20 protein-coding genes are annotated in these 23782 nt (G+C 36.8%); 8 read left to right on the forward strand and 12 right to left on the reverse strand.

Going from position 1 to position 23782, the window contains the following annotated elements:
• Window positions 1–63 precede the first annotated feature (63 nt).
• On the forward strand, window positions 64–729 hold the full coding sequence (locus tag ODR02_RS01520; protein WP_309511418.1) for a hypothetical protein: 666 nt from the start codon (window positions 64–66) through the stop codon (window positions 727–729).
• 205 nt (window positions 730–934) lie between these two features.
• Here the strand turns inward: ODR02_RS01520 and ODR02_RS01525 are convergent, their stop codons facing one another.
• From ODR02_RS01525 to ODR02_RS01550, 6 genes are all read right to left on the reverse strand, one after another.
• A complete protein-coding gene (locus tag ODR02_RS01525; RefSeq protein WP_309511419.1) occupies window positions 935–1639 on the reverse strand; it encodes a class I SAM-dependent methyltransferase in 705 nt (234 codons plus the stop codon).
• Between the two features lie 422 nt (window positions 1640–2061).
• On the reverse strand, window positions 2062–4272 hold the full coding sequence (locus ODR02_RS01530) for a TonB-dependent receptor (protein ID WP_309511420.1): 2211 nt from the start codon (window positions 4270–4272) through the stop codon (window positions 2062–2064).
• Between the two features lie 309 nt (window positions 4273–4581).
• Window positions 4582–6174, reverse strand: coding sequence for an MFS transporter (locus ODR02_RS01535; protein WP_309511421.1), 1593 nt, complete (start codon window positions 6172–6174; stop codon window positions 4582–4584).
• Between the two features lie 102 nt (window positions 6175–6276).
• On the reverse strand, window positions 6277–7395 hold the full coding sequence (locus tag ODR02_RS01540; RefSeq protein ID WP_209785195.1) for an HlyD family secretion protein: 1119 nt from the start codon (window positions 7393–7395) through the stop codon (window positions 6277–6279).
• Between the two features lie 24 nt (window positions 7396–7419).
• Window positions 7420–8730 carry a TolC family protein gene (locus ODR02_RS01545; RefSeq protein WP_209785196.1) on the reverse strand — a complete coding sequence of 437 codons (1311 nt, stop codon included), beginning with the start codon at window positions 8728–8730 and terminating at the stop codon, window positions 7420–7422.
• Between the two features lie 89 nt (window positions 8731–8819).
• The gene (locus tag ODR02_RS01550) at window positions 8820–9665 is read right to left on the reverse strand and encodes a helix-turn-helix domain-containing protein (protein WP_309511422.1); all 846 of its coding nucleotides are present in this window, start codon (window positions 9663–9665) and stop codon (window positions 8820–8822) included.
• A gap of 73 nt (window positions 9666–9738) precedes the next feature.
• Here ODR02_RS01550 and ODR02_RS01555 point away from each other — a divergent pair, with 73 nt between their 5' ends.
• Window positions 9739–10212, forward strand: a complete 474-nt coding sequence (locus ODR02_RS01555; RefSeq protein ID WP_209785198.1) for an Mpo1 family 2-hydroxy fatty acid dioxygenase — start codon at window positions 9739–9741, stop codon at window positions 10210–10212.
• On the opposite strand, the gene ODR02_RS01560 is transcribed toward ODR02_RS01555, so the two are convergent.
• Window positions 10209–11276, reverse strand: coding sequence for a DUF2891 domain-containing protein (locus ODR02_RS01560; RefSeq protein WP_209785199.1), 1068 nt, complete (start codon window positions 11274–11276; stop codon window positions 10209–10211). The two genes, ODR02_RS01555 and ODR02_RS01560, sit on opposite strands and share 4 nt — an antisense overlap.
• 174 nt (window positions 11277–11450) lie before the next feature.
• Between ODR02_RS01560 and ODR02_RS01565 the strand changes: the two genes are divergently transcribed.
• Window positions 11451–12344, forward strand: coding sequence for a DUF4349 domain-containing protein (locus tag ODR02_RS01565; RefSeq protein WP_309511423.1), 894 nt, complete (start codon window positions 11451–11453; stop codon window positions 12342–12344).
• A gap of 271 nt (window positions 12345–12615) precedes the next feature.
• On the opposite strand, the gene ODR02_RS01570 is transcribed toward ODR02_RS01565, so the two are convergent.
• The 5 genes from ODR02_RS01570 to dnaA all read right to left on the reverse strand — a co-directional run bounded on the left by ODR02_RS01570 (window position 12616) and on the right by dnaA (window position 18093).
• A complete protein-coding gene (locus ODR02_RS01570; RefSeq protein ID WP_309511424.1) occupies window positions 12616–14415 on the reverse strand; it encodes a lytic polysaccharide monooxygenase in 1800 nt (599 codons plus the stop codon).
• A gap of 464 nt (window positions 14416–14879) precedes the next feature.
• Window positions 14880–15578, reverse strand: a complete 699-nt coding sequence (locus ODR02_RS01575) for an SAM-dependent methyltransferase (RefSeq protein ID WP_209785204.1) — start codon at window positions 15576–15578, stop codon at window positions 14880–14882.
• 4 nt (window positions 15579–15582) lie between these two features.
• A complete protein-coding gene (locus ODR02_RS01580) occupies window positions 15583–16083 on the reverse strand; it encodes a nuclear transport factor 2 family protein (protein ID WP_209785205.1) in 501 nt (166 codons plus the stop codon).
• A gap of 5 nt (window positions 16084–16088) precedes the next feature.
• Window positions 16089–16538, reverse strand: a complete 450-nt coding sequence (locus ODR02_RS01585) for a low molecular weight protein-tyrosine-phosphatase (RefSeq protein ID WP_209785206.1) — start codon at window positions 16536–16538, stop codon at window positions 16089–16091.
• Window positions 16539–16638: 100 nt separating this feature from the next.
• Window positions 16639–18093, reverse strand: coding sequence for a chromosomal replication initiator protein DnaA (gene dnaA / locus ODR02_RS01590; protein WP_047376841.1), 1455 nt, complete (start codon window positions 18091–18093; stop codon window positions 16639–16641).
• A 136-nt stretch (window positions 18094–18229) separates the two neighbouring features.
• On the opposite strand from dnaA, the gene ODR02_RS01595 reads away from it, so the two are divergent.
• The 5 genes from ODR02_RS01595 to ODR02_RS01615 all read left to right on the forward strand — a co-directional run bounded on the left by ODR02_RS01595 (window position 18230) and on the right by ODR02_RS01615 (window position 23779).
• On the forward strand, window positions 18230–18643 hold the full coding sequence (locus tag ODR02_RS01595) for an acyl-CoA thioesterase (RefSeq protein ID WP_309511623.1): 414 nt from the start codon (window positions 18230–18232) through the stop codon (window positions 18641–18643).
• Window positions 18644–18949: 306 nt separating this feature from the next.
• Entirely contained in the window at window positions 18950–19798 is an 849-nt protein-coding gene (gene pheA, locus ODR02_RS01600; RefSeq protein WP_309511425.1) for a prephenate dehydratase, read from the forward strand.
• Window positions 19799–20162: 364 nt separating this feature from the next.
• Window positions 20163–20873 (forward strand): hypothetical protein, encoded by a 711-nt coding sequence (locus ODR02_RS01605; RefSeq protein ID WP_209785208.1) that lies wholly within the window; start codon window positions 20163–20165, stop codon window positions 20871–20873.
• A gap of 114 nt (window positions 20874–20987) precedes the next feature.
• The gene (locus ODR02_RS01610) at window positions 20988–23222 is read left to right on the forward strand and encodes a DUF2339 domain-containing protein (protein ID WP_309511426.1); all 2235 of its coding nucleotides are present in this window, start codon (window positions 20988–20990) and stop codon (window positions 23220–23222) included.
• 116 nt (window positions 23223–23338) lie between these two features.
• The gene (locus ODR02_RS01615) at window positions 23339–23779 is read left to right on the forward strand and encodes a hypothetical protein (RefSeq protein WP_209785210.1); all 441 of its coding nucleotides are present in this window, start codon (window positions 23339–23341) and stop codon (window positions 23777–23779) included.
• The last annotated feature ends 3 nt before the right edge of the window (window positions 23780–23782 follow it).

Here is a 23782-nt window from a genome sequence, read left to right on the forward strand (position 1 = left end):
TAAAATCCTTATAAAGATCAAAGGCTGTTTCACTAGAAGCAGCCTTTCTTTTATATACAGTTTATGGTCAGTAAAAATGTTTTAAGAAAGCTTTCCAGTCAGGAATTAGAAGGATATTTAAAAGAAGGCAACCGCTTTGTTCCGGAAGCCGTTCAGATGGCTTTTGAAATTCTGGAAGAAAGAGGACATGTTTTCAATGAGCAGGAAAAAATAGCTGTTCTGCAATTGATTCAGCGTAAAAAAGACGCAGAAGAAGCGAAACGTACAGAAGAGGCAGAAGTCTGGAGAGATCATATTACAGAAGATCCTGATGCCATTAAGCTTTATTCAAGATCAACTATTCTCGTGAGCAGTATTTTGTTTAGTCCGATTCCTGGAGCGATTTTATTATCTCTGAATTTAATCAAACTCAAAAAATACCTTGCCGCCTTTTTTACGCTGGTATTTGGTTTTCTTTTTTTTGTATTTCAAAAATACGTTCTGATTTCCCATTTTGATTTCGGTATAACATCCAGATACAGTCCGGAAATAGGAGTTCTTTCAGTGGGAGCTCTAGGCTTACTTGTCATAAGCGTTTTAGCCACTCCCAAAAAACTTCCTTATCGTGCAGAATCTTATGTCTTTCCCGTAATTTTATGTGCTGCAACTGCTGTTCTGATGTATTTCAATTTTCAGGAATGGTTTTCTTATTTTCCGTTATCAACGGTTATTCGCTTATTCAGATCATAATCAGAAGCTGATTCCCGCTATCCACTTTTACTCCTCGCGCCCACGCTGCCACCCTGAGCTTAGTCGAAACTTTCCAATCCTTGCTGTGGGGTAACCGTTTCTATCGGGGCTAGGAAAGAAGCACAAAAAAAGTCATCCCGGTTTACAGAATGACTCTATTATTTTGAGATTGCTTCGCTTTCAGCTCGCAATGACTTCTTGTAAATTATTTCTTAGTCAGTTTTGCCAGATAAGAATCTTCATCTTTCAAAACTCTTTCTATTTTGAAGCCGTTATTTTGAGCCGCATTTTTCAATGTATTGAAGTCAAGATACAGCCAGGTAATCGGTTCTTCAGACTCTCCTTTATAATGAACCACATACTCCAGTTCTCCGTAGTAGCCTCCTGCTGGAATATACACTCCGCCATCCTTATCACGGTCGAACATATAAAGGATATCCGTACTGTCGATCAGGATTTGCCCTTTATCATCTAACAACGTGTACAGTTTCTGAAGATAAGTATCAATTTTCGCCAGGCTTTCAAAAACTCCGGTACCGTTCATCAACAATAAAATGGTATCAAAATTTTCTCCGGAAAAATCAAGCATATTTTCACAAACGGCCTTTTTAATTCCTCTCAGTTTACAAACCTCAACAGATTTTGGTGAAATATCCAATGCAGTCACATCAAGGTTTCTTTCGTTTTGAAGGAATAAAGAATGAGAACCGGCTCCTGCTCCGATATCCAGAACTTTTCCTTCGGATAACTCCAGTGCTTTCTGTTCAATATCATTCATTTCGTCAAACTCTCTGAATAAATAATCCACCGGAAGTTCATCCAGCTCAGAAATTGACGTTTCAGTCTGCAGATCCTCCGGATTTTCATTGTGATAATAATCCCAGATCGCTCTGCCCATTAAATCTTTCATAGTGCAAAGATACAGCTTCAGAAACTAAAGTTCAAAGTTTGTGATTCAGGTTTTCGAGTTACCGGTTCTTGTTGTTTTTCATAATAGCGGTTGGGTGCTATTATTATAACGCAATAGATCGCAATTTTTTAAGGATGCGCGTATTCTTTAAGATCGCTAAGGCGTTTCACTCAGCAATGAAACAGTAATATCTTAGCTAAATGAAATGCCTTTGCGAACGAAATTATTTTCAGGTCGGATTAAAAAACTTTGCAGTCTCAGCGTTAAAAGAAATTTACGTTATGCCATTGATTCCTACCCTGTTGAAATTTTAGCCATAACTGATTTTTTTAATTAAAATCCGGTTTCCGATCAATATCAGAAACCGGATTTGAAATACAATATGTTTTCAGATCAAGGCATTTTTACCTTCATCTTATTTTCTAGAATTCAAAAGTGTAAGAAAGGTTGAATGTTCTTCCTCTTCCTTTGTAATTAAACAGTTCCGGAAGTCCGTACGTAGAATACAATACCTGGGAACGCTTGCTCCAGATGGTTTGATAATCGGTATTAAACAGGTTCTGGATTCCCAGATTGAATTTTCCCCAGTTGAATCGGTATCCCATCATCAGGTCTGAAGTATTATAACCTTCCACAACATTATTAAGCTCGTCTTTCTGTTTGAAATTCTGCAAAGACTGGAATCTGAATGACCAGTTTTTAATGTTATATCCGATATACGTTACCAATTTTGAAGGAGAGGCATTGTAAATTTCCTGTTTCTGCCATTCTCCTTTATTATCTACTTCAGATTTGATCAAAAGTCCGCTTGCTCCAAAATAAACTCCATTGTTTAGAGCGTAAGAAACCTCAGCTTCTATTCCCATGTTTCTTAATTTCAAATCATTCACAAGAATCTGGAAGGTCTTTTTATCAACGGCAACCGTTTTATCAGAATTACTCAGGAATCCCGCAATCTGAGCCTTTAATCCACCTCTGTTGATACGATACCCAACTTCAAACTGATTGGTTTTGATCGCCTGCAGAGGCTGCTCTTTTACATTGATGCTGGATACCACATCCCAATTTGTTCCCACCAGTTTATATTGCCCGATTCCATAAAACTTGGCTGGATCAGCTAAGCTTGCTCCCTGAGAAAATGTTCCCCAAATCTGATGCTGTTCATTGAATTTATACAACAATCCGGCATTGGCTAAGGTTACATTATAAGAACTTTCACCTCCCGGAATTGCAGATGCTGAGCTTCCATACCCCATCGCCATCTGTGTCTGCTGTTCTGAACCGACAAACTCATCCATTTTTACATTGATATGCTGATAACGGATTCCTGCATTCAGTTGTAATTTCGGCAGGATATTATATTTTGCCTGAACATATCCGGCATAACTCTGTGAGTGATTGGTTGGGTATCTTCCCAAACTATATTTGGTCTCGTTGACTAAGCCTCCGCTAGACATTGTTTTTCCAATATCATAAACAGATTGTGTTCCTTCAAACTTTTCAAAATCGAAATCGGCTCCATAGGTAACATTCAGTCCTCGCCATGATTTGGATAGTAAAGCTTTAATCCCAGAATAATAGGTATCCTGCTGCGAAGAGGACATATAAGGTATTTTTCCTGTCTGAAGGGTAACATTTCCAGGAAATGGGTAGAATCCTAACTTTTCACCACGGGTAGCCAATTGTACATACAAATCCTGTCCGCCTAAGATTCCGTTTGCATTATACGCTACAGTTGCCATATAACGTTCTGTTCCTACATTTTTATCGGAAGAAAAGCCATCTCTCATTTCCAGCAATGAAGCATTTTTTGTAGTAAATGCACTCAGGTTTTCCCCTAAAAATAAACTTCGGTCACCATTAAATTTAGAATTGTAATACTGAAGGGAAGCTGTTATTTTATGTTTATTATTAAACTGATATCCTCCTGTAGCCAAAATGTCAATCGACTGGTTATACTGAAGGTCAGTCTGGGTAATATCTGTGAAGAGCTGTTTCTGATCGGCGCCATAGACACCACCATTCTGCTGATAAGCTACTCCCAATCTTCCGAAGAACTTATCCCCTTTGGCCGCAATAGACTGAGCTGCACGGAAATCATGGTCGTCTTTGCCCATAAATCCGGTACGCACTCCCAGTTCTGTCTCTCCACTGATTCCTTTTTTGGAAGGGATTTTTGTAATAATATTGATGATCCCACCAGTCGCATTACCTCCATAAATTGAGCTTGCTCCTGAAAGCACCTCTATTCTTTCAATATTAAAGGGATCAATAGCATCCAGCTGGCGGCTGATGGCACGGATGCTGTTCAGAGAAACACCATCGATCATCACAAGCGCAGAACGTCCTCTCATATTCTGCCCGTAATTGGTTCTTCCCTGTGGACCAATATCCATAGAAGGAATAAGAATCGACAAAATTTCTTTGATGGGAACTCCGCTTTTAGCCTGTTCCTGAATCTTTTCTTTCTGTACTACCCACACTGTTCCCGGAACTTCAGAGATTTTTGTAGGTTTTCTGGAGGCTACAATCACCACATCTTCAATACCTTTAGCGACAATAGAATCTTTAGCGGTCTGGGAAATCATCACTCCCGAAACCAAAAGACCTATGAATGCATACTGCTTTTTCATTCTTTCTACTTCAAAGTTTTATAATCTCACAAAGATAATCCTTATTTAGAAAGAATAAAAATAACAAAATATATAATTTTAATTTTTTTAAAGATCGAAGCTGGAAGAAGGGAGCTGGAAGTTATTCACGAACTGTAGATCAATAAAAGCTATAAGAATCTCTTTTGGAATAAAGATGTTAAATAAAAACAAATAGTAATAAACCGTATTTCACCACTCCCATCTTCCAGCATCCAGCTTCCCTACTAAAATGTAAAACCCCAGCCCAATGAAGGACCAGGATTTTACTAGTGAAAAACAAGGTATCTTTTATACTGCAGGCCCTGCAGCATCTTTTATGTCTTCTAATAATTTTTTTCTTTCTCGAAGTCTTCTTCTTGCAATGACAGATTTACCTCCAAGAACTCTTACAAATCTGAAATACTGAAAACGTTTGGCTCCAAAGTGATGGGTAGTAATATAAATCATCACTCCAAATCCAACTAAAATGATATATCCGAATATTTTTTTGGTCGCAATGATGATGGCATTCAACTGAATTGTTTTCATATTGGCAGCTACATTCTGAGGAGTAACGGTCATTCCGTCCATATAAACGGCAAGATCTCCAATTGCTGTCACCTGAAATCGGTACTGAAACCAAGAATAGAGTGTTGAAAAAATTCCGACCGCAAGGAAAGTTCTCCAAACCAATACAAGTCCGATGGCAGCCAGCATTTCATCCATTTCAAGCTTATCCAGTGTATAAAACCATACGGAGATGAACAGAGAACACATTCCGTAACCTTTCAAAAACATAGGCAGATACCAGTTGTCATAACTGAACTCCAGTACCATAGAAAAGTACATAATAATGGCATATCCGATCATTGCGGCAAAACCGGAAAGAATATACATTTTCAAAGGTTTTTCTTTTTTAAACCAGAAAATTGCAAGAATTCCGGCCAGAATAATTCCGGGAATCATAAGTAAACTCAGTCTGGTGTTGGTCAATTGATCATATCCCAAAACTCCCACTGCAAAAGTATTCTGTATAGAGGCTGTTCCAAGAAACATTCCCAACCAGAAAAGCATGAACAAACCGTGCTGTACGTTATTCTTTTTAAAAATTTTGAAAGAAATATACGGTCGTTTTAAGGTTAGCTGGCGGATAGAAAGCAATGCAAAGCTTACAAAAGCGGCGATACTGGCATTCATGATATTCTTCGAATTGAACCAGTCCTGCTGTCTTCCAAAAGAATAAACGTATGCTGAAAACATGAACGTTGAAATGAAAAGCAAAATACTCAACCAGTCAATATAATGAAGAGGAACTTTTAACGCAAAATATTTATTGTGCATAAAAATCCAGTGTATCAATGCTAAAATAAAGCATAAAACTGCTGTAAACAGATAAAACTGCTGCCAGTTATAAACCAGGGCAAACTCTGCGGCATAATAAGTAGCCACCTGATTCATCACAAGAACGAATGTATAGAAAGCGCCATAAAACATACCACGGTTTCCAATCATAACCATGAGTGGCAGGAACAGCTCTATGGTGACCATCATCTTCATAAAACCAATGAGTAAAGAAGTAAATATGAAGATCACTGGCTGTAAAGTAGTTCCGTTCACATAGCTAAGCAGCCCTAAAAGTACCAGAAGCAAAACCATCTTATCCCTTACTTTGAATCTCATTTTGATTCTGAGGACAACAGGCATACAAGCACCCATACCAATGGTGGTAGCATAATTGGCCCATATAAAATATTCTGTCATGGCGCCGGTACCACTTACCAGAGAACTGATATTCCCCGTATACACTCCACCGATTGGCATTACCACAGCAAGCAGTAATACAATCAGCAGCAGCTGTATGGGTTTCGGTACCCAATTGTTATATAATCCTTTGTTGTACATGTTTTTTTAGGTAATAGATTTCAGATATCAGATAGCAGACTTTCAACATTCAACCTAGGTTTTCCATACGAACATGGTCTGAAATCTGATATCTTCCGTCTTTTAGTCTTTATTAGTATTCACGTTCATATTCATTCCGGCGCTCAGTTTATCCAGATCTTCTTTTTTATTGGAAGCTGTAAACTCTATTCTCACTGGTATTCTCTGCTGTACTTTAATGAAGTTTCCGGTAGAGTTATCCGTTGGTACACTTGAATATCTTGATCCGGTAGCCGCAGAAACCGCTGTTACCACTCCTTCGAATTGTTTACCTCCTAAAGCATCTGCTGTCATGGAAATTTTTTCTCCAATTTTGATATTGGGCATCTGACTTTCCAGGAAGTTGGCCGTTACCCATTTCTGACCATTCAGAACGATGGTTGCCACCTGTTGCCCCGGCTGGATCAACTGACCTTCGGAGATGGTTCTTCTTCCCATTACTCCATCATAAGGTGCAGTGATCACCGTGTACGAAAGGTTGATTTTTGCCATATCCAGAGCAGATTTTGTTCTTTTAATTTCAGCATCATTGATTCCCAGCTTACTTTTCACTTCAGTCGTAGAAAGGTTTGCAGATTGTTTTTGGTTTACCAGAGTTTCATAAGCTGCTTTTTGAGCATCATATTCTGTTTTTACCTGATCATATTGCTGTCTTGTAACTGCCTCGGCCGTCAAAAGATTTTTATATCGGTTTAAATTCTGTTCAGCATTCCATAATCTGGCTTTTGCTCCCGCAATATTAGACTGCATCACATTGATATTGTTGGAAACAGTATTCACGGAAGAACTTGTTGCTGTTTTTTGAGCCATCGCATTCTGATATGCTGCTTCTGCCTGTCCCAGCTGGGTAAGAATTTCACGTTCGTCAAGGATAACCAGTGTATCTCCTTTTTTTACATGCTGATGTTCAATAAACTTAATTTCTTTGATATAAGCAGAAACCCTTGTATTAACAGGATTGATAAATTCTTCTACCTGTGCAGCTTCTGTATAGGTTTTGCTGCCAATATGGAAATATTCACGTATTAACCAGAATAATCCGAAACCGATCACCAAAAAAACGATGATATTGGAAATAATAGCTCTGATTTTATTGGTTTTATTTTTCTTTTTCTTGTTTTCTACAGCAGATGCTGCTTGAGTTGATGTAGTATCTTGAGTAGTTTGTCCCTTGTTTTCCATTGTGTTGATTTTCAGTGTTAAAAATTAAAGTGTTCCTGTAGATTTCAAAAGGTTGTAATACTGATACAAAACATTGATCTCAGCATTGGCATAATCGAGTTCTGACTGCAGTTTCTGGTTCTGTGCATCAATCATTTCTGCCTGTACAGCCAGTTGATTCAGATACTTGGCTTCTGTAATCTTGTAGTTTTCTTCTGCCAGCCTTTTGGAATCATTAAGAATATCTGCCTGCTGAATGGCTTCCTGATATTTTGTATAGGCTGCATTCACTCCCATATCTACATTCTGCTGTACCAGAGTCATTGCATCATTCGCCTGGTTCTTTTGCAGCTCTCCTAATTTTACTTTTTCTTTCGTTTTATACAGCGTATCTATGTTATAACTCAAAGAAACCCCTGTCTGCCATCCTCCTGAATACATATCCAACACAGGATTTCTGGTTGTAATCGGTCTTTGCAGCGTATATCCTCCAAATCCAGCCAGTGTAGGTGCATTATCCGTTTTGATGATCTCAATATTTTTATCTGCAACCGCAATATTTTTTTGGGCAGACTTCAACAATGGATTGCTTTCATGGGCAAGATCTGTATAGTATTCCATGCCTATTCCGGATTCTTTGTTTTCTAAACTTTCTGTAGGAATAATTTCCGTGTCAGAAGATAGACCTAAAGCAATATTCAGGTTATAATTAAGGATTTTTTTATTGTTTGAAAGAGTAAGAATCCCCTGATCCAGGTTTTTGATGGCCAATTCTCCACGAATCACTTCGTTTCTGGTTACCATTCCCTGCTGATAGAATTTCTGGATATTTTTAAGACGTTCCTGAGCCAGCTTCTTATTATTCTGAAATACCTCTTCCTGATTGATGATTTTATAGACATCCAGATAATTGGAAATTACTAAAAATTTCACATCCTGCTTATTTTTCTCAAGATCCAGTTCAGAAAGCTGCTCACGAAGTCCTGCCATTTCGATAGACTTATTCACCAATCCTCCCTTAAAGATCAGCTGTGTAGCCTGTACCGCATAGGAACTTCCATAATGTGGCATAGGAACATTTGTAGAATTTGAAAAATCTTTATCGATGGCAACTGCATCTCCTAGATAGAACTGGCTTGTAGAAGCGGTAATCGTAGGAAGTTTCTGAAGTTTAACAACATTCGTGTTTTGCTTTGCAATACCGATGTTCTGTGCAGACACTTTGAGCTGCTGATGGTTCTGAACAGCGAGTTCCGCTACCTCACCTGCGGTCATCTGCTTAATCTGTTGTGAAAAAAACAGCGCAGGAAAAGCTGCTATCAATACAGATAGTGCTGTTTTTATTTTCTTTGTCATTTTACCTTGTTTTACAGATGCAAAGTTAGGTCAACAACAAAATCAATCAAATGTTTGATTTTTGGAAAAAGATGTTCAAATGTAAGATTTTAGTTTTCAAACTGATGTCTGTACTGTGTAGGGCTAACCTCCAGATGCTTCTTAAAAAAGTGAGAAAACGAGTATTGATCGCTAAATCCGAGAATAGAAGAAACCTCTGAAACCGGTTTACTGGAAGAGTTTAAGAGTACCTTTGCCTCATTGATCACAATTAAAGCAATGATTTGGCTTGCAGACTTTCCTGTAATTGTCTTCACTACTGCAGAAAGATGTCTGGTTGTAATTGATTGTCGTTCGGCATAAAACTCAACAGTTCTTTCTGTAAGATGATGTTCCGAAAGATCGGTGAGAAATACAAATACAATTTCTTCCTGTCTGGACATCTGGTTCATAGAACTGTTATCTTCCTTGGAAATGATTCCTGCCATCTGATAGCAAAAAACAGAGAAAAGATGCTCTACCATTTCTTTCTTGTAAAGCATTTCCGTATCAGAATCCAGGATATATTTCAGGAAATTAACACTTTTCCAGACCACTTGCATTTCATCTTCAGGGAAAGGAACTCCTTTATTCATCTGCTGCCTGAAATACCGGTAAGTAATCAAACGGTTAAACTTCAATGATAAGGCCGAAATAAATCCTCTTTTATAAGAAACCATCCTGGACTGAAAATCGTCTGTCACAGAAACTACTTCATAAATAGTTTGCGGATCGGTTACCATAAACATATTGGCGGAAACTTCAAGATCACTGAAATGCTGACGCAGTTTTATCGTTCCTGATTTAATAAATATAAATGCAGGATTATCAGGACGGAAAGGCTTGTCGACAGCAATTCTCTCGAAAATATTTTTTTCCGTAAAAATATCAACTCCGAATTTTTCTAGGGCAGACATAAGACAAATGTAAGCAATCTTACCAGTGATTACAAAATTTTATTATTTTAGCATTCATCCAATTCCCTTCAGCATGAGAAAGGTCGATTTATTATTTGCCGAATACAGTAAAAGTCACAGAAATGCGACCAACAAGCTTATTCACTGGATTTGTGTACCCTTAATTTTCTGGACAATTCTAGGTTTTGCATCCCTGATTCCCTCCCCTCATTTCTGCGCTTCCTACTTCGGATGTGCCAGTATCATAAGCATTATTGCGATTATTCTGATCACGCTGTTCTATATAAGACTGTCTTTTCGGATCGCCATTGTGATGATTGTAGTAATGCTTATTATGGAGCATTTTATCTATCTCACCAATATCAATGTCGGAAGACAATCATGGATGGTTTACCTTAGTGTATTTATTATCACCTGGATTTTTCAGTTTATAGGTCATAAAATTGAAGGAAAAAAACCTTCTTTCCTTAAAGATCTGCAGTTTCTTCTGATAGGACCAATATGGCTTCTAGGTTTTATTCTGAAAAAAACAGGAATCAAATATTAATCCTCCAGAGCATATACAGCAAAACTTGCCAGCCAGTGGTCTCCTCCATAATTTCCCTGGAAAAGCAAAGGCAGTCCATTGGCAAGAAATACGTCAGCCGTTTTCCTGAAATCCTTTTTCAAGGGATGATTGGCAGGAAGAGCATTTGAAATTCCTTTCATACACCATGCTTTGGAAAAAGAAAGTCCTACCAGGTGAACCGTCTGATAATCGCTAAGATCACTTACTACAGGAATTTTTTCAACATTCTCCAGGCTTCTTTTTTCATAAAAAGCATTCAGCCACTGTACAAATTCTTTTTGAGGGAGAACTCTTCGCATCAAATCTGCAATTTCAAGACTTGGCGAAAAGAAATCTGACCCGTCCGGTTCAAGATAAGCAGGTGTTTTCTGATCTTTTAAGAAAAAGTATTTCGCCTTTTCCATCAGCTGTTTTTCAAACTCTTTATCTTTATTGGCTCTTGCCCAATCTATGGCAAATGCCATTGCAAATGCCGTATTAGGATGAACTCCGGTTCTGTTCGGATAGGTTTGTTTTGGAAGATATGTTTTCCATGACTTCAGAATCTGATCAGTGAGCGGTTTCAGGTTTTCATGCCATATTTTAGCTTTTGGATGATCCCAGTTGGTCAGTTCTTCGTCCAGTTTTAAGATCCATGCCCAGCCGTAAGTTCTCTCAAAAGTTCCTGTAAGCTGATATTTTGTAAAATAATCTGCTTCTGTCTGCAGTTTTTCCTTCTGAAAAGATTCATCTAAAATTTTTTCAATCTCTCTAGCACGAGAAAGATTAGGTTTTGTTTTCAAAAGTCTTGTCAGCATCCAATGTCCATGAACAGAGCTATGCCAATCAAAACACCCATAAAAACTAGGGTGAAGATCTTTGGGAGTCAGAGGAACTTCGCCAGCATTATTGATAATATGGGCTGTTTTATTTGGATATTCCTGATTGATACAGTGAAGAGGCTTGTCGGACAATTTCATGGCCATTTCGTCTGTAAGTTTTGGAGCTTCCTGGGCATACATCAGAAATGGTGAAAATACAAATGCTAAAAGACTTTTTTTCATGAATTAAAAATAGAGATAATTTATCAGTCTCAGCAATTTTTCAGCCCGGTTTTAAAGCCATCTTATTATTTTTTGATCTGCTCTTACGTTTTATTTCATTTTAATTTTTTAACAATTTTAAAATATGAACATTTTTAAGCACACTTTTTGATCATATCCACAAAAAACTAACCCATGAAAAATATTATTCTCATTTTATCAGGACTTATTCTTATTAATTGTAATAAATCAGGAGTGGCAAAACAGGAAGTTAAAGCTGATCTGATGGAAGTTATCACTGAAGATAATGCATCTGCTGCTGTGGCTGTACCTCCACCTCCACCCCTTGCTGTTTCAGAGAAACTGCTTCCCGATGAAAATATATCTAACAAAGATCTGTACAACACAAAGAAAACAGATACCATCTCCAAAAAAATCATCAAAAACGGAGATATGAAAATTCAGGTTGGTGATATTAAAAAAGCACAGAGTCAGGTCAATGAAATCATAAAGAAAAATAATGCCTATATCCAGAAAGAAGAGTTTCAAAATACGGACATGGATGATAACCTTACCCTGATCATCAGAGTTCCTCATAAAAATTTCGATGCTCTTGTCAGTTCATTTTCAGACGGAGTAGGCTCGGTTTTATCCAAAAATATTTCATCCAATGATGTCACGGAAGAGTACACTGATATATCGATAAAACTGGCCAATAAAAAAATCTATCTTGAAAAGTATCGTAATATGCTCAAAAGTGCTGCTACCACAAAGGATATGCTGGAAATTCAGGAAAATATCCGAGAGCTGGAAGATGAGATTGATGTTGCTGAAGGCAGACTTCGTTTTATTGATGACCGTGTAAATTACAGCACTTTAACGCTCAACTTATACAAAGAGAAAGTAAGAAGCTCAGCCACCTCAAAAATCGGTTTTGGAAGTCGGTTTATGGATTCTCTGACAGAAGGCTGGAACAGTTTTGTAAGCTTCCTCCTGGGATTGGTTTCGCTATGGCCGTTCTTTTTGCTTATTCCCGTTATGGTTTTCCTTTGGAGAAAATGGAAATCAGGAAAAAAAAATAAAAATTAATCTGTTAAAAATCCGGGCATCTCTGATGCCCGGATTTTCACTGCATTATCAACAATTTATACTGTTTCCAGTATAGGCTTTAATAACAAGAATAGTGCAATAATCTTGTTAAGAGCTGTTAAATATTTTTGAAAAAAGAAATTGTCTCAAAAGTCAAACAATTTGTATTTTGTCATTCTGACGAAGGAAGAACTTTATTTGTAATTTGTAATATGAGATTCTTCACTCCATTTCATTCAGAATGATACTTTTGAGACCACCTTTTTGTTTATTATTTTCTGATTGTTTTAATGATACTGCGTCCATCTTTGTAAAGAATTTTTACAAAATATATTCCAGACTGAAGGCGGCTGATATTCATATTGTTCTGCCCAGGATTCATGAAAGTCATGATCTGAAGTCCCTGAGGAGTAATGACATCTACTCTGCTTATTTTACTGTAAGCGCTTTCAGGTATGAAACTGATCAGATGGTCAGATACAACTATTGAAAAACCAGCTTCTTTATTGGTAAGCCCGGCAGTACAGCCTGTTCCTTCATTACAGTCACTTACCACCTTCCAGACCGCATTACTTCCCGGTGCTTCTCCCGGATTTGCATACCATTTGTTTTCCCAGATTTTACAGGCATGAAAAACCTTTGTTCCTGCTGCTGGATAAGTTTTTACCGGATTATATTCCTGTGCTCCACAATAGGTCACCGGCCCGCCCGATTCACAGCCAGGACCTTCGGCACAAGCACTTACTTCCTCCCATACCATATTTGTTCCTGGCAGTTCTCCCGGATTCGCATACCAATTATTTTTCCAGATTTTACAGGAGTAAAAAACTTTCACTCCAGCTGTAGGATATGCATTAGCAGCATTGTACTGCTCTGCTCCACAATACAACTGACCATTACCAGGTGTTACTTTCTTTGTTCTGACTTTTAATTCATTACTCATATCAGAAAGCTGATCATTCACAGCAACAGATCTTACCGTATAACGATATTCTGTATCTTGTGCCAGTCCTGTCCTTGAAAAGCTTGTTTGAACAGTTTCTCCTACTTTAATCCCATTTTCAAATACATGATAATTTTTAACGCCTTGGGTATGGGTTGAGGCCACCCACATCAGGGAAACAGAATTTTCAGTAACTCCCATTGAGTGAAGATTTGATGGCGCTGTGGGTTTTTCAGGAATACCCTCACTATTCGTTTTTACACTGAGCGGAGCACTTTTCCCTGATGTAAGTCCTGAAGAACCTTTGGCCTGTATTTCATAAGTATAAACTGTATTAGCCGTTAACCCCGTATCTTCAAACTGAGCTCCATTCACTTGCTGCAGACTTTGTCCGTTGCGGAACACAATATAAGATACGGCATCTGACTGTGGCGTCCAGCTAATTTTAGCAGAGGAACCGGTAACTCCCAGCTGTGTTAACCCTGTAGGAGTGGCTGGTGCCGAAACTCCTGTTCCTGAGGTTACGTTCACATCAATAACATTATAAAATGCATTGGTAGTATCTGCTACATCCCAGACTGCTAAAATAATATGGTAGCCTGTACGATTAGCAGGAACTGTAATCTGATGAGAAACATTATCCTGTGGTGGGGTTCCATTATGCATCACTGTACCAATGAGTTCAAGATTCTGACGGGTAAGCGGCTGATTGGGATCCCAACCCTGCTTGGTCATATAATAATGCCATTTTGCCGTCGCATGATAAGCTGTATATTTCCAGATAAACGCATTTATACCGGTAGTGATATTGGTTTTCTTCCACCGGTTAGCATTTTGGATATCCAGGGTAGTATCTCCTCCTATACTTCCATTAGCGGACGCAATCTTTCCATCCGCAGGCCCAAACGCAGGAAAGCCTTTTGGAGCTTCCAGAGAAGCGGGTTCATTAATTACAGATCCATAGATTCCAAATGCGGCAGAATAACCCAATGCAGCCTTATCCAGGCTTCCCTGATATCCTCGTGAGGCAGGACTCATTACATATCCATGTGCGGATACATGAATTAAAGAAGGTACCAGTATGGCCAGCATCAGCAATACCGGAAAAAAAATTTTACGTGTCATCATATTTTAATATTTTGGTGTTGATTGGGCTGAATTGATTGTAAGCAAAACGGAACTTACATCATCAATAATTCAAAAAATACAAGCGATATTTACCTGCAGCGTTTAAAACAATTCAATTATAATATGTATAATAAAAAGCCAAACTATATAAAACGACATCATGAATATTATTAATTACATTAAAATTGTAAAATTCATAATGCGTTATATTTAAATATAAAATTAGGGTATTTTATATTACAAAAATATATAAATCCCATGATAATTATCACTAATAGTTGAAATATTTTTAGTTAAAATTATTCATGAATAAATGAAAGGACAAAAAAAAGAGGAGTTTACAAATCCTATTTATAATATTCCAGACGATTTTAAATAAAAAAGAAAAGGCCATGAAATATTCACAGCCTTTTTCTATTTTCTCAACAGCTCTCATACTTATTATCAAGCTACAGGAGTATAGTTTATTTCCCCAGTACAAATACCGCAGGAATTTTATGCAGTTCCGGCTTTTGTTTTTGCCAGTCTTTTATTGATTTTGTTTTGATGAACTCATGTTCCGGATCGTTGATATTGGCAGCGATACAAAGCTTTGTATTCGGCGATAAAAATTTACACAGATCTTCAAAAAGCTGATTATTCCTGTACGGTGTTTCCATGAAAATCTGTGAATATCCGGTTTTCTGAACAAGCCCTTCAAGGTTCATGATCTGTTTCTTTTTCTCTCCTTTATCAATTGGAAGATAACCATGAAAAGTAAATTCCTGCCCGTTGAATCCACTGGAAATTAAAGCCAGAATAATGGATGAAGGCCCTGAAATTGGGATCACTCTGATGTTTTTCTCATGACACCATTTTACAATCAGGTTTCCGGGATCTGCAATACAAGGCAATCCGGCTTCCGACAGCAATCCGAAGTCCTGCCCTTTCATCATCAGTTCCTGAGCTTCCTTGATATCTGCATTTTCAGTGTATTTATCCAATAAGAACAACTTCAGATCGGCCTGTTTTTTTTCAGGAGCAAAAAATTTCACAACCTTTCGCGCTGTTTTCTCATTTTCCACAAAGAAATAATCTGTTTGCATGATATAATCCTTCAAAACAGGCGAAAAATGATTGATAGAGGTATTTTCTGATAAGTAAGCAGGGAGTAAAAAAAGCATTGTATTATTTTTTAGTTCTTTCGTTAAGTGTAGGTTGAGGGAAGTATTTTGTAAGGTCCATGGAAAAAGTAACAGAAGTAATTTTCCAGGTTCCGTTGATCTTCATAAGTGTCCAGATTTCTTTTCCCCAGTTTTCCATTTTGCCATCGTACCAAAAGCTGTAATCGAAATTGGCAGAAGCAACAGCTCCATCTTCCACTATCTTAATATTGTCAAATTTTTCTTCAGATTTATCATCTTTAAAACTTTTGATAAAAGCTTTATAATCATCTGCAAAATAGTAATCAGCCTTAGGATTTTTCTCCAGACGCTTAGCCTGTGTTCGGTCTTTGTATATGCCGGTCCAAAGCACAGGTTCCTGGAATAAAGAAAGATATTTGACCTCGTCTCTGGATTTAATACATCCCATAAAGTCATCCATAACTTTACGGATTTCTGTTTCATCTTTGGTTTGAGCGAAAGACAAACTATAGCTAAAAACAAACAGTAACAGCAGTTTCTTCATGGTTATTATTTTGATATTTGGTTTCTGATTGCGTTGCATCCTTTATCCAAAAGCTGGTAAACCATTTCAAAATCTTTTATATCTCCCCAATAAGGATCCGGAACCTCAGCATTTTTGTGGTCTCCCAATACTTCTAAAAACAATGATACTTTCTGCCGTTCTTCTTCATTTTTAGTTTTAGAAACTACATCCCCGAGTACATCAATATCCATGCAGTAGATTTTATCAAAGGTTTCAAAATCTTTTCTGGTGATAGGTCTTGATCTCTGTTTTGATATATCAATATCGTGATTAGCAGCAGTTTTAATGGCTCTTTTGTCAGGATGTTCTCCTTCATGCATGGAAATGGTTCCGGCTGAATCTACCGTATAATGATCCGGCAGTTTTGCTTTCATAATTCCTTCTGCCAGTGGGCTTCTGCATATATTCCCCAGACAAACCATTAATATTTTCATATTCTATGTATTTAAAAAGAGTCTTTTATCACGACAAAACTAAATAAAAAATGAAGAATAAAACTATCCTTCATTTTAATTTATTTAAGCTCAATGCTATTTATTGTTTGATTCTTTCCGTAAGATCTTTTACGTACTTCTTGATTTCTTTATCAATTTTAGAAACATCTTTGATGGTATCACAAGCATACATTACTGTAGAGTGATCTTTTCCTCCCATTTCTTCACCAATTTTGGTAAATGTAGAATTAGTGAATTCTTTCGAGAAGTACATCGCAAGCTGTCTTGGCAAAGCAATTTCTCTTTTTCTTGTTTTAGAAAGCAACTGCTCTTTTTTGATTCCGAAATAATCACATACCACTTCCTGAATGTAAGGAATATTGATGATCTTTTTCTGGTTGGCTGCAATTCTGTTGATAGTCTCCTTAAGCAATTCAAGACTAAGGTCTCTCTTATATACTGTAGAGTAAGCGATTACCGAGTTAATTACTCCGATAAGTTCTCTTACATTGGTTTTCGTTTCCACAGCAAGGAAGTCAAGCATATCTCCCGGAAGAACAATTCCGTCTCTGCTTAATTTATCTTCGATAATCTGTCTTCTTGTGGACAGATCCGGTGATTTGATTTCTGCAGAAAGTCCCCATTTGAAACGGGAAACAATCCTGTCCTGAATATCCATAATATCTGCCGGTGCTTTATCGGAAGTAAGGATAATCTGTTTTCCATTCTGATGCAGGTGATCAAAAATATGGAAGAAACTGTCCTGAGTAGCTGATTTTCCAGACAGGAACTGAATATCATCAATAATCAGTACATCTACCATTTGATAGAAATTCGCAAACTCAGTTTGTTTATGTGCTTTGGCAGCAGAGATAAACTGCTGGATAAATTTTTCAGAAGACAGATAAAGAACTACTTTATCCGGAAACTGGTTTTTTACTTCAAGACCAACCGCTTGTCCTAAGTGTGTTTTTCCAACTCCATAACCTCCATATAAAAATAATGGGTTGAAAGCTGTTGCACCAGGTCTTTTTGCAATAGATCTTGCCACAGTTGCTGCAAATTTATTGCTTTCACCTTCTACATAACTATCAAAAGAATAGTCAGGCTTCAGGTTAGAATCTATATTTACTTTTCTAATTCCAGGAACTACAAACGGGTTTACAATATTAGCAGAAAAACCTTGTGGCATTGTTTCCTGTGTTTTCGGAGTAGGAACGCTTTGTCCCTTGATGTTCATGGTAACAGGTTTTTCTTCACCTTTTGGTCTGTTTTCCATTACAGAATACCATAATTTCACTCCTTTTCCAATATTTTTCTTCAGGGCAGCGGAAAGCAAGGACAGATAATTGTCCTCTATATATTCCTTGTAAAAATCGCTCGGTACGATCAACGTAAGGTTGTTGGCCACCAATGAAAGCGGCTGAACCTTATCGAATAGCATATCGAAAGATTTTTCAAGTTTTTTAAGGTCAGAATTGTCTTCAGCAGCGTTGAGGTTATCGCGCATAAACTGAAGGCATTTCTGCCATATCATCATTAAATTGTCATCCATTTTTTAAGCCCCGATTATTCTTTGTTTGTACTGTGTTTAGAAGGAAGACAAAGGTCCAATTTTTTCTTTTCAAAAAAAAATATTGCAGGTATTGATTATTTAAAAATATATTTGTATGTATAATTTAACACGTAAAATGATACACACAACACGCTCAATACGAGTACGTTACGCAGAAACAGACCCAATGAAATATGTATACTACGGAAACTATGCAACGTACTTCGAAGTAGCGAGAGTTGAACTCTTCAGAAGCATAGGAATTTCATACGATGAAATTGAAAACCAAGGAATTTGGCTGCCCGTTTCCGACTATAAAATTAAATATATCCGCCCAGCTTTATATGATCAAAAATTAGAAATTCATACGTATGTAAAAAAAATTCCGGGTGTAAGAATTGAATTTGAATATGAAATTTACAATGAAGAGCATATTAAAATAACAGAAGCTTCCACTACTCTATTCTTTTTGGATGCAAAAACCAACAAAGTCATCAAGTGTCCGGAATTCCTGATGGAAATGATTGAGAAGAGTTGGAAGGAGGGGTGATAGGTAGTAGATATCAGGTAGCAGGAATTAGGGATTAGGGAGATATCCTGTAAAATATTGATGAAAGGCCATTGATGCCAATGGTGAATTTTGCTTCGCAGGTGAAAGGTGAATTTTTTAACGCAATTAAGATATTTATCTCTACTTACCCAATAACAAAAGAAACCAGCAACAAAAAGAAACTAGCAACAAAAGAAACCAGCAACTCTCAACCCGTTAACAAAACAAACCCGCAACACGCACTCTATTTATGAATTAATTCGCACCTTTGTACCTTTATTTTAATCATCCCTTATATTATATATTATGAAGATTGCATTTTTGGGACCTCATGCCAGTTTTACACAGCTTGCCGCTGCCCAACTATTTCCCAATGAAGAGTTATTACCACAAGCCAGTATTCTGGATTGTTTTAATGCTGTTGAAAACGGAGAAGCAGTAAAAGCGGTTGTACCTTTGGAAAACTCTATTGAAGGAACCGTATCTATGACGCTGGACTATTTATATAAGACTCCGTCCATTAAAATAGAAGCAGAAGCAGTAATGCCTATTGCCCATCACCTGATGATTCATCCGGAAAACGCCATAGAGAATATTGAAAGAATATACTCTCACCCGCAGGCGCTTGCACAGAGCTTTCATTTTCTGGATACTCACTATAAAGAGATTCCGAAACAGGATTTCTCCTCAACTGCCGCTGCCGCTAAATTTGTTTCTGAGAACCCTGACGCTCCTATTGCAGCAGTAGCCAATCAGTTTGCCGCCAATTTGTATGGTTTAAAAATCATCAACCGTAATATTCAGGATTTTGAACAGAACCACACCCGATTTATCATCATTTCCAAGGAACAGAATACATATCAGAATGATCAACTGGAAACACTGGGCGAAAAATCAGGAATGCTGATCACCCTTCCGGAAGATCATCCTGGTGGACTGCATCAGGTTTTATCTGTTTTTGCGTGGAGAAAAATGAATCTCAGTAAAATTGAATCCAGAACTTTAAAGACCGGATTGGGAAATTATTTCTTCTTCATCAATGTTGAAGGTCCATGGAAAGAGGTCTTGCATGAAAACGCACTAAAAGAACTGGAATCCCTCAATGCCAACGTTGATTTTCTTGGAAATTATAAAGAATTTCTTCTGGAGAGCTAGAAAAAATCAATAAACCTATACAAAAAACATCGCCGTTTAGGCGGTGTTTTTTCGTTTCTGCTCTTAAAAACACAAAATTCAAAAAAAAAAATCTACCTAAATAACACACAACAATTCCCTTTGTTTAAACAAAAAATAACCCACACTACAGAGAGAATTATCTTTTTATAAAGCACTAATAAACAATACGTTAAATAAAAAGTAAATATAATAAGTCGTAATTAAATTATGCATAAATATCAATCAAAATATAAACATATGTTTAAATATATTACATCATATTAACATTAAAATTGCAAATATCACAATGTGGAGTATAATTTTTATTGTATATTTGCTTAGCAACTAATTAAAAATCTTGATCATGAAAACTAAACTTTACAGCTTAATGTTAGCCTGTGCAACGTTACCATTATTCTCACAAGTCGGTATCAATACAGCTACTCCATCTGCAACTTTAGATGTTAACGGAACAATGAAAGTTCGTGATACCCCTGCAGCTACAGCGCTACCCGGATATCAAGTTTTAGCAATTAACCAGGGAACCACTCAGGTTTATAGTGTTGATCCAGCGCTATTAATAGCAGCATCAGGAACGAATACTTCTGTATATGCCGCGAAAAAAACAACGGGCATCAGTCTTCTGAGCGTAGGAGCTTTCCCAGCATCTTTCCAGCCTGTCAACTTTTTAGCAGCCGACCGAAACATTGGTAGCTCCGCTTTATTTTCAGATAGCGATGGTGCTTATAATATCCCATCAACCGGTGTATATGCTGTGGGATTTGCATTCAGATATGGAACAGGATTGCAGGCATCCCTATTATCAGGAACTCCGGGAATCGGTATCGCAAGAACCAGAACAGGAGTATCAACAATAATAGACAGCCGCCCTTTCAGTGGGGTTAACCTTGCATTGGCAGTTAACTTAACACTTTCTGATTCCAGCATCCACTCTTTGTATTCATTCCAGGCAGGTGACAAAGTATCATTCGGACTTACCGATGCCGGTGTTTTCACTGTAGGATTATTGGGATCCAGTATTGCATCATTCTACATTTACAAAGTATCAAACTAGTAAAAACATATTGTTAGTTATCTATACCATTTAACCCATCGCTTATACCGTGATGGGTTAATTTTTTAAATGAGCATATCAAACATTTCTTTATATTTGATAAAAACTAATGAAATGAATGAATTTGTTGCTGTCATACTCCTTATAATCATCTTCATTATTTTCAACAACCTGAACACCAAAATCAGAAAGCTTGAAAAGGAGATCTCTGATCTTAATAATAAAATCAACAATACTTCTCCGGCTCCAACTGAAGCCACTCATAAGAAAATATCAACAGAAGAAACTTTTATACCACAACAGGTAGAACCTCAGCAGGTTCATTATGAAGAGGCAAAGCATCATGAAGATAATGAAAAGACCTCAACACCAGTTCAAAAAGACTGGCATACTCCTGTTCTTGATTTTTTAAAACAAAATGCACTTACCATCATTGGTATTTTCACCCTCGTTCTTGGAATTGCTTATTTTGTGAAATATGCTATCGATAAAAACTGGATTGGAGAAACCGCAAGAGCAGGAATCGGTTTCTGTACCGGAGCAGGAATTATCATAACCGGACATTTTCTGAGAAAAAATTACCAAGCCTTCTCTTCCATCATTACAGGAGGTGGAATTGCCGTCTTATATTTTACAGCCACAATCGCCTTTCGTGAATATCATCTGTTTACCCAAAACACAGCCTTTGTCATAACTGCGCTGATTACCGCAGCCTCTATCATCTTATCCTATTATTATAAGAGTGAAGTATTGATTATTTTTTCCCTGATAGGCGGTTTTGCAGCTCCTCTGATGATCAGTACAGGACAAAGCAATTATGTTTTCCTTTTTATTTATATTACTCTTTTAAACACCGGAATGCTGGCAGCCTCTTTTCTGAAGCACTGGAAAAGTGTGGGATGGACCGCTTATATTTTTACAACAGGCTATCTTTTCTTCTGGACCGATGAAAGTCCCGAACTTTTAAGCATTACTTTTTATCTGATCAGCTATGTGATTTTCTACATTTTTGCCCTGCACGACTATTTCAGAAAAAGCATACTTTCAACCTCTGATATTTTAATACTCGCCCTCTCAAATTTATCGAGTATTTTAGGACTGCTTTATATTTTTGATACCCTAAAATATGAACCTCCGATTATTTTTCCTCTTATTTTTGCTGCTTTAAATTCCATCCTTCTGTTTAGGGAATATACCCGCAAAAACTTTGGGGTTGCTTATTCTGTATTCGCAGGGCTTGTTACCAGTCTTATAACCATTGCGATTGCTATTCAGTTTAAAACCCATCTCATCACCAGTATTTGGGCAATAGAAGCTACTCTCCTTCTTTTTATATGGAAAAAAACAGGTCATAGGATTTTTAAAATTTTCTTTTACATTCTGTTTCCATTAGTTATGATCGCACAACTTGTAACCTGGACAGAGTATTTTGGGACAAAAGATTTCAATATTATATTCAATCCTCCGTTTATTACCAGTTCGTTTACCATAGTTTCCATCATGATTAATTTATATTTATTAAGGAATACGGCAAAAGAACTACAAGGGAAAGCCAATAACATTGTTGAAGATCTTATTACGGTCATCAGCTACGGAGTTATTTATATTACTTTCCTTCTTGAAATCACGTATCACATTTCGGAAATGCCATGGTCCGCGATTACCAGCGTGGGACTTTTATTCAGTATTTATTATATTTTCATCTTATTACTTTTCAGAAAACCGCTGAATATCAGAAATGACATTCAGACTCTCCTGATTTATTTGTTTTTTTTCCTGCTGATTATTAATACATCCGTTTCTACACCTCCCGTCATCACAGCTATTTTAACAAAAAAATTACATATAAGCTTTTATTTTTTACATCTGATACAATGGATACCTTTTATCTATATAGGTTATAAAATCATTCCTTCTTCTGTGTTTCACAAACAACAGATTTCATACTGGATACTGTCTTTGACACTTATCATCTCTGTAAGTTATGAACTGCACCATTCTTATATTGTAATGGTTTCCCATAGCCTTGCCCAGTCTTATGAAGCAAGTGAACATTTTAATATTCTTTATCTTCCTATTATATGGACAATTCTTGCCAGTATTTTTATTTATAATGGTTTGAAAAAAGATATTCAGGAATATAACAAAATTGGTTTTGCACTGATAGGGCTCATGGTATTAAAACTTTATGGTTATGATGTATGGCAAATGGACAATATTTCAAGAATCAGCGCATTCATTGTACTCGGAATTATTTTATTATTGAGTTCTTTCACTTTCCAGCGCCTGAAAAATATGATCAAAAATATGATGGATAAAAAAGACAAAACTGAAGAAAGCGCAGACTGATAATCAGGGTAAAAGTTTTTATTTCTAAATAAAATTTAAAACAATTCAAGATTTTATTCAAATTTTATAAAAAATAACTATATTTATCACGTTTTTAACAGTTACATATTCTGATTATGAAAAAATTACTCTATTCTTTTTTAATACTATCCTCCGCTACTTTATTTGCACAGCAAAAAAATCCTGCTGTGAAGTTTGCAGTGGCTGACAACGCTATTGGAACAGTAGAATTGTTCAATACAAGAAAGAACGTATTGCAGGTTTCAAAAGTATACAATACTCCGGCAAGCCTTCCGCAAAGTTTTAAAAAATACAGTTCTGTTTTTACAAAAGGGTTAACTGAATATAAATTCAAAAACGGAGAAAATATATTTGACAGAATGCCATTATCTGACATCAATGTACAATATAATATCCCGGCAAATAATCCTGTATTTATTGATGGGTATGAATTTACAGACACAAGTACCGTAATTTATCCTGAAATCAAGAAAAGAACGGAAACAAAAGATTACAATGGTAAGAAAACATTATTTATTTACACTACCGAAAATTAATAC

The organism is Chryseobacterium sp. CFS2 (assembly GCF_036543225.1).
Lineage (GTDB): Bacteria > Bacteroidota > Bacteroidia > Flavobacteriales > Weeksellaceae > Chryseobacterium > Chryseobacterium culicis_A.

Bases quoted from the DNA above. Each gene is read 5' to 3' on its own strand.
- ODR02_RS01520 (WP_309511418.1), top strand. From the start codon at position 64: ATGGTCAGTAAAAATGTTTTAAGAAAGCTTTCCAGTCAGGAATTAGAA.
- ODR02_RS01525 (WP_309511419.1), bottom strand. From the start codon at position 1,639: ATGAAAGATTTAATGGGCAGAGCGATCTGGGATTATTATCACAATGAA.
- ODR02_RS01530 (WP_309511420.1), bottom strand. From the start codon at position 4,272: ATGAAAAAGCAGTATGCATTCATAGGTCTTTTGGTTTCGGGAGTGATG.
- ODR02_RS01535 (WP_309511421.1), bottom strand. From the start codon at position 6,174: ATGTACAACAAAGGATTATATAACAATTGGGTACCGAAACCCATACAG.
- ODR02_RS01540 (WP_209785195.1), bottom strand. From the start codon at position 7,395: ATGGAAAACAAGGGACAAACTACTCAAGATACTACATCAACTCAAGCA.
- ODR02_RS01545 (WP_209785196.1), bottom strand. From the start codon at position 8,730: ATGACAAAGAAAATAAAAACAGCACTATCTGTATTGATAGCAGCTTTT.
- ODR02_RS01550 (WP_309511422.1), bottom strand. From the start codon at position 9,665: ATGTCTGCCCTAGAAAAATTCGGAGTTGATATTTTTACGGAAAAAAAT.
- ODR02_RS01555 (WP_209785198.1), top strand. From the start codon at position 9,739: ATGAGAAAGGTCGATTTATTATTTGCCGAATACAGTAAAAGTCACAGA.
- ODR02_RS01560 (WP_209785199.1), bottom strand. From the start codon at position 11,276: ATGAAAAAAAGTCTTTTAGCATTTGTATTTTCACCATTTCTGATGTAT.
- ODR02_RS01565 (WP_309511423.1), top strand. From the start codon at position 11,451: ATGAAAAATATTATTCTCATTTTATCAGGACTTATTCTTATTAATTGT.
- ODR02_RS01570 (WP_309511424.1), bottom strand. From the start codon at position 14,415: ATGATGACACGTAAAATTTTTTTTCCGGTATTGCTGATGCTGGCCATA.
- ODR02_RS01575 (WP_209785204.1), bottom strand. From the start codon at position 15,578: ATGCTTTTTTTACTCCCTGCTTACTTATCAGAAAATACCTCTATCAAT.
- ODR02_RS01580 (WP_209785205.1), bottom strand. From the start codon at position 16,083: ATGAAGAAACTGCTGTTACTGTTTGTTTTTAGCTATAGTTTGTCTTTC.
- ODR02_RS01585 (WP_209785206.1), bottom strand. From the start codon at position 16,538: ATGAAAATATTAATGGTTTGTCTGGGGAATATATGCAGAAGCCCACTG.
- dnaA (WP_047376841.1), bottom strand. From the start codon at position 18,093: ATGGATGACAATTTAATGATGATATGGCAGAAATGCCTTCAGTTTATG.
- ODR02_RS01595 (WP_309511623.1), top strand. From the start codon at position 18,230: ATGATACACACAACACGCTCAATACGAGTACGTTACGCAGAAACAGAC.
- pheA (WP_309511425.1), top strand. From the start codon at position 18,950: ATGAAGATTGCATTTTTGGGACCTCATGCCAGTTTTACACAGCTTGCC.
- ODR02_RS01605 (WP_209785208.1), top strand. From the start codon at position 20,163: ATGAAAACTAAACTTTACAGCTTAATGTTAGCCTGTGCAACGTTACCA.
- ODR02_RS01610 (WP_309511426.1), top strand. From the start codon at position 20,988: ATGAATGAATTTGTTGCTGTCATACTCCTTATAATCATCTTCATTATT.
- ODR02_RS01615 (WP_209785210.1), top strand. From the start codon at position 23,339: ATGAAAAAATTACTCTATTCTTTTTTAATACTATCCTCCGCTACTTTA.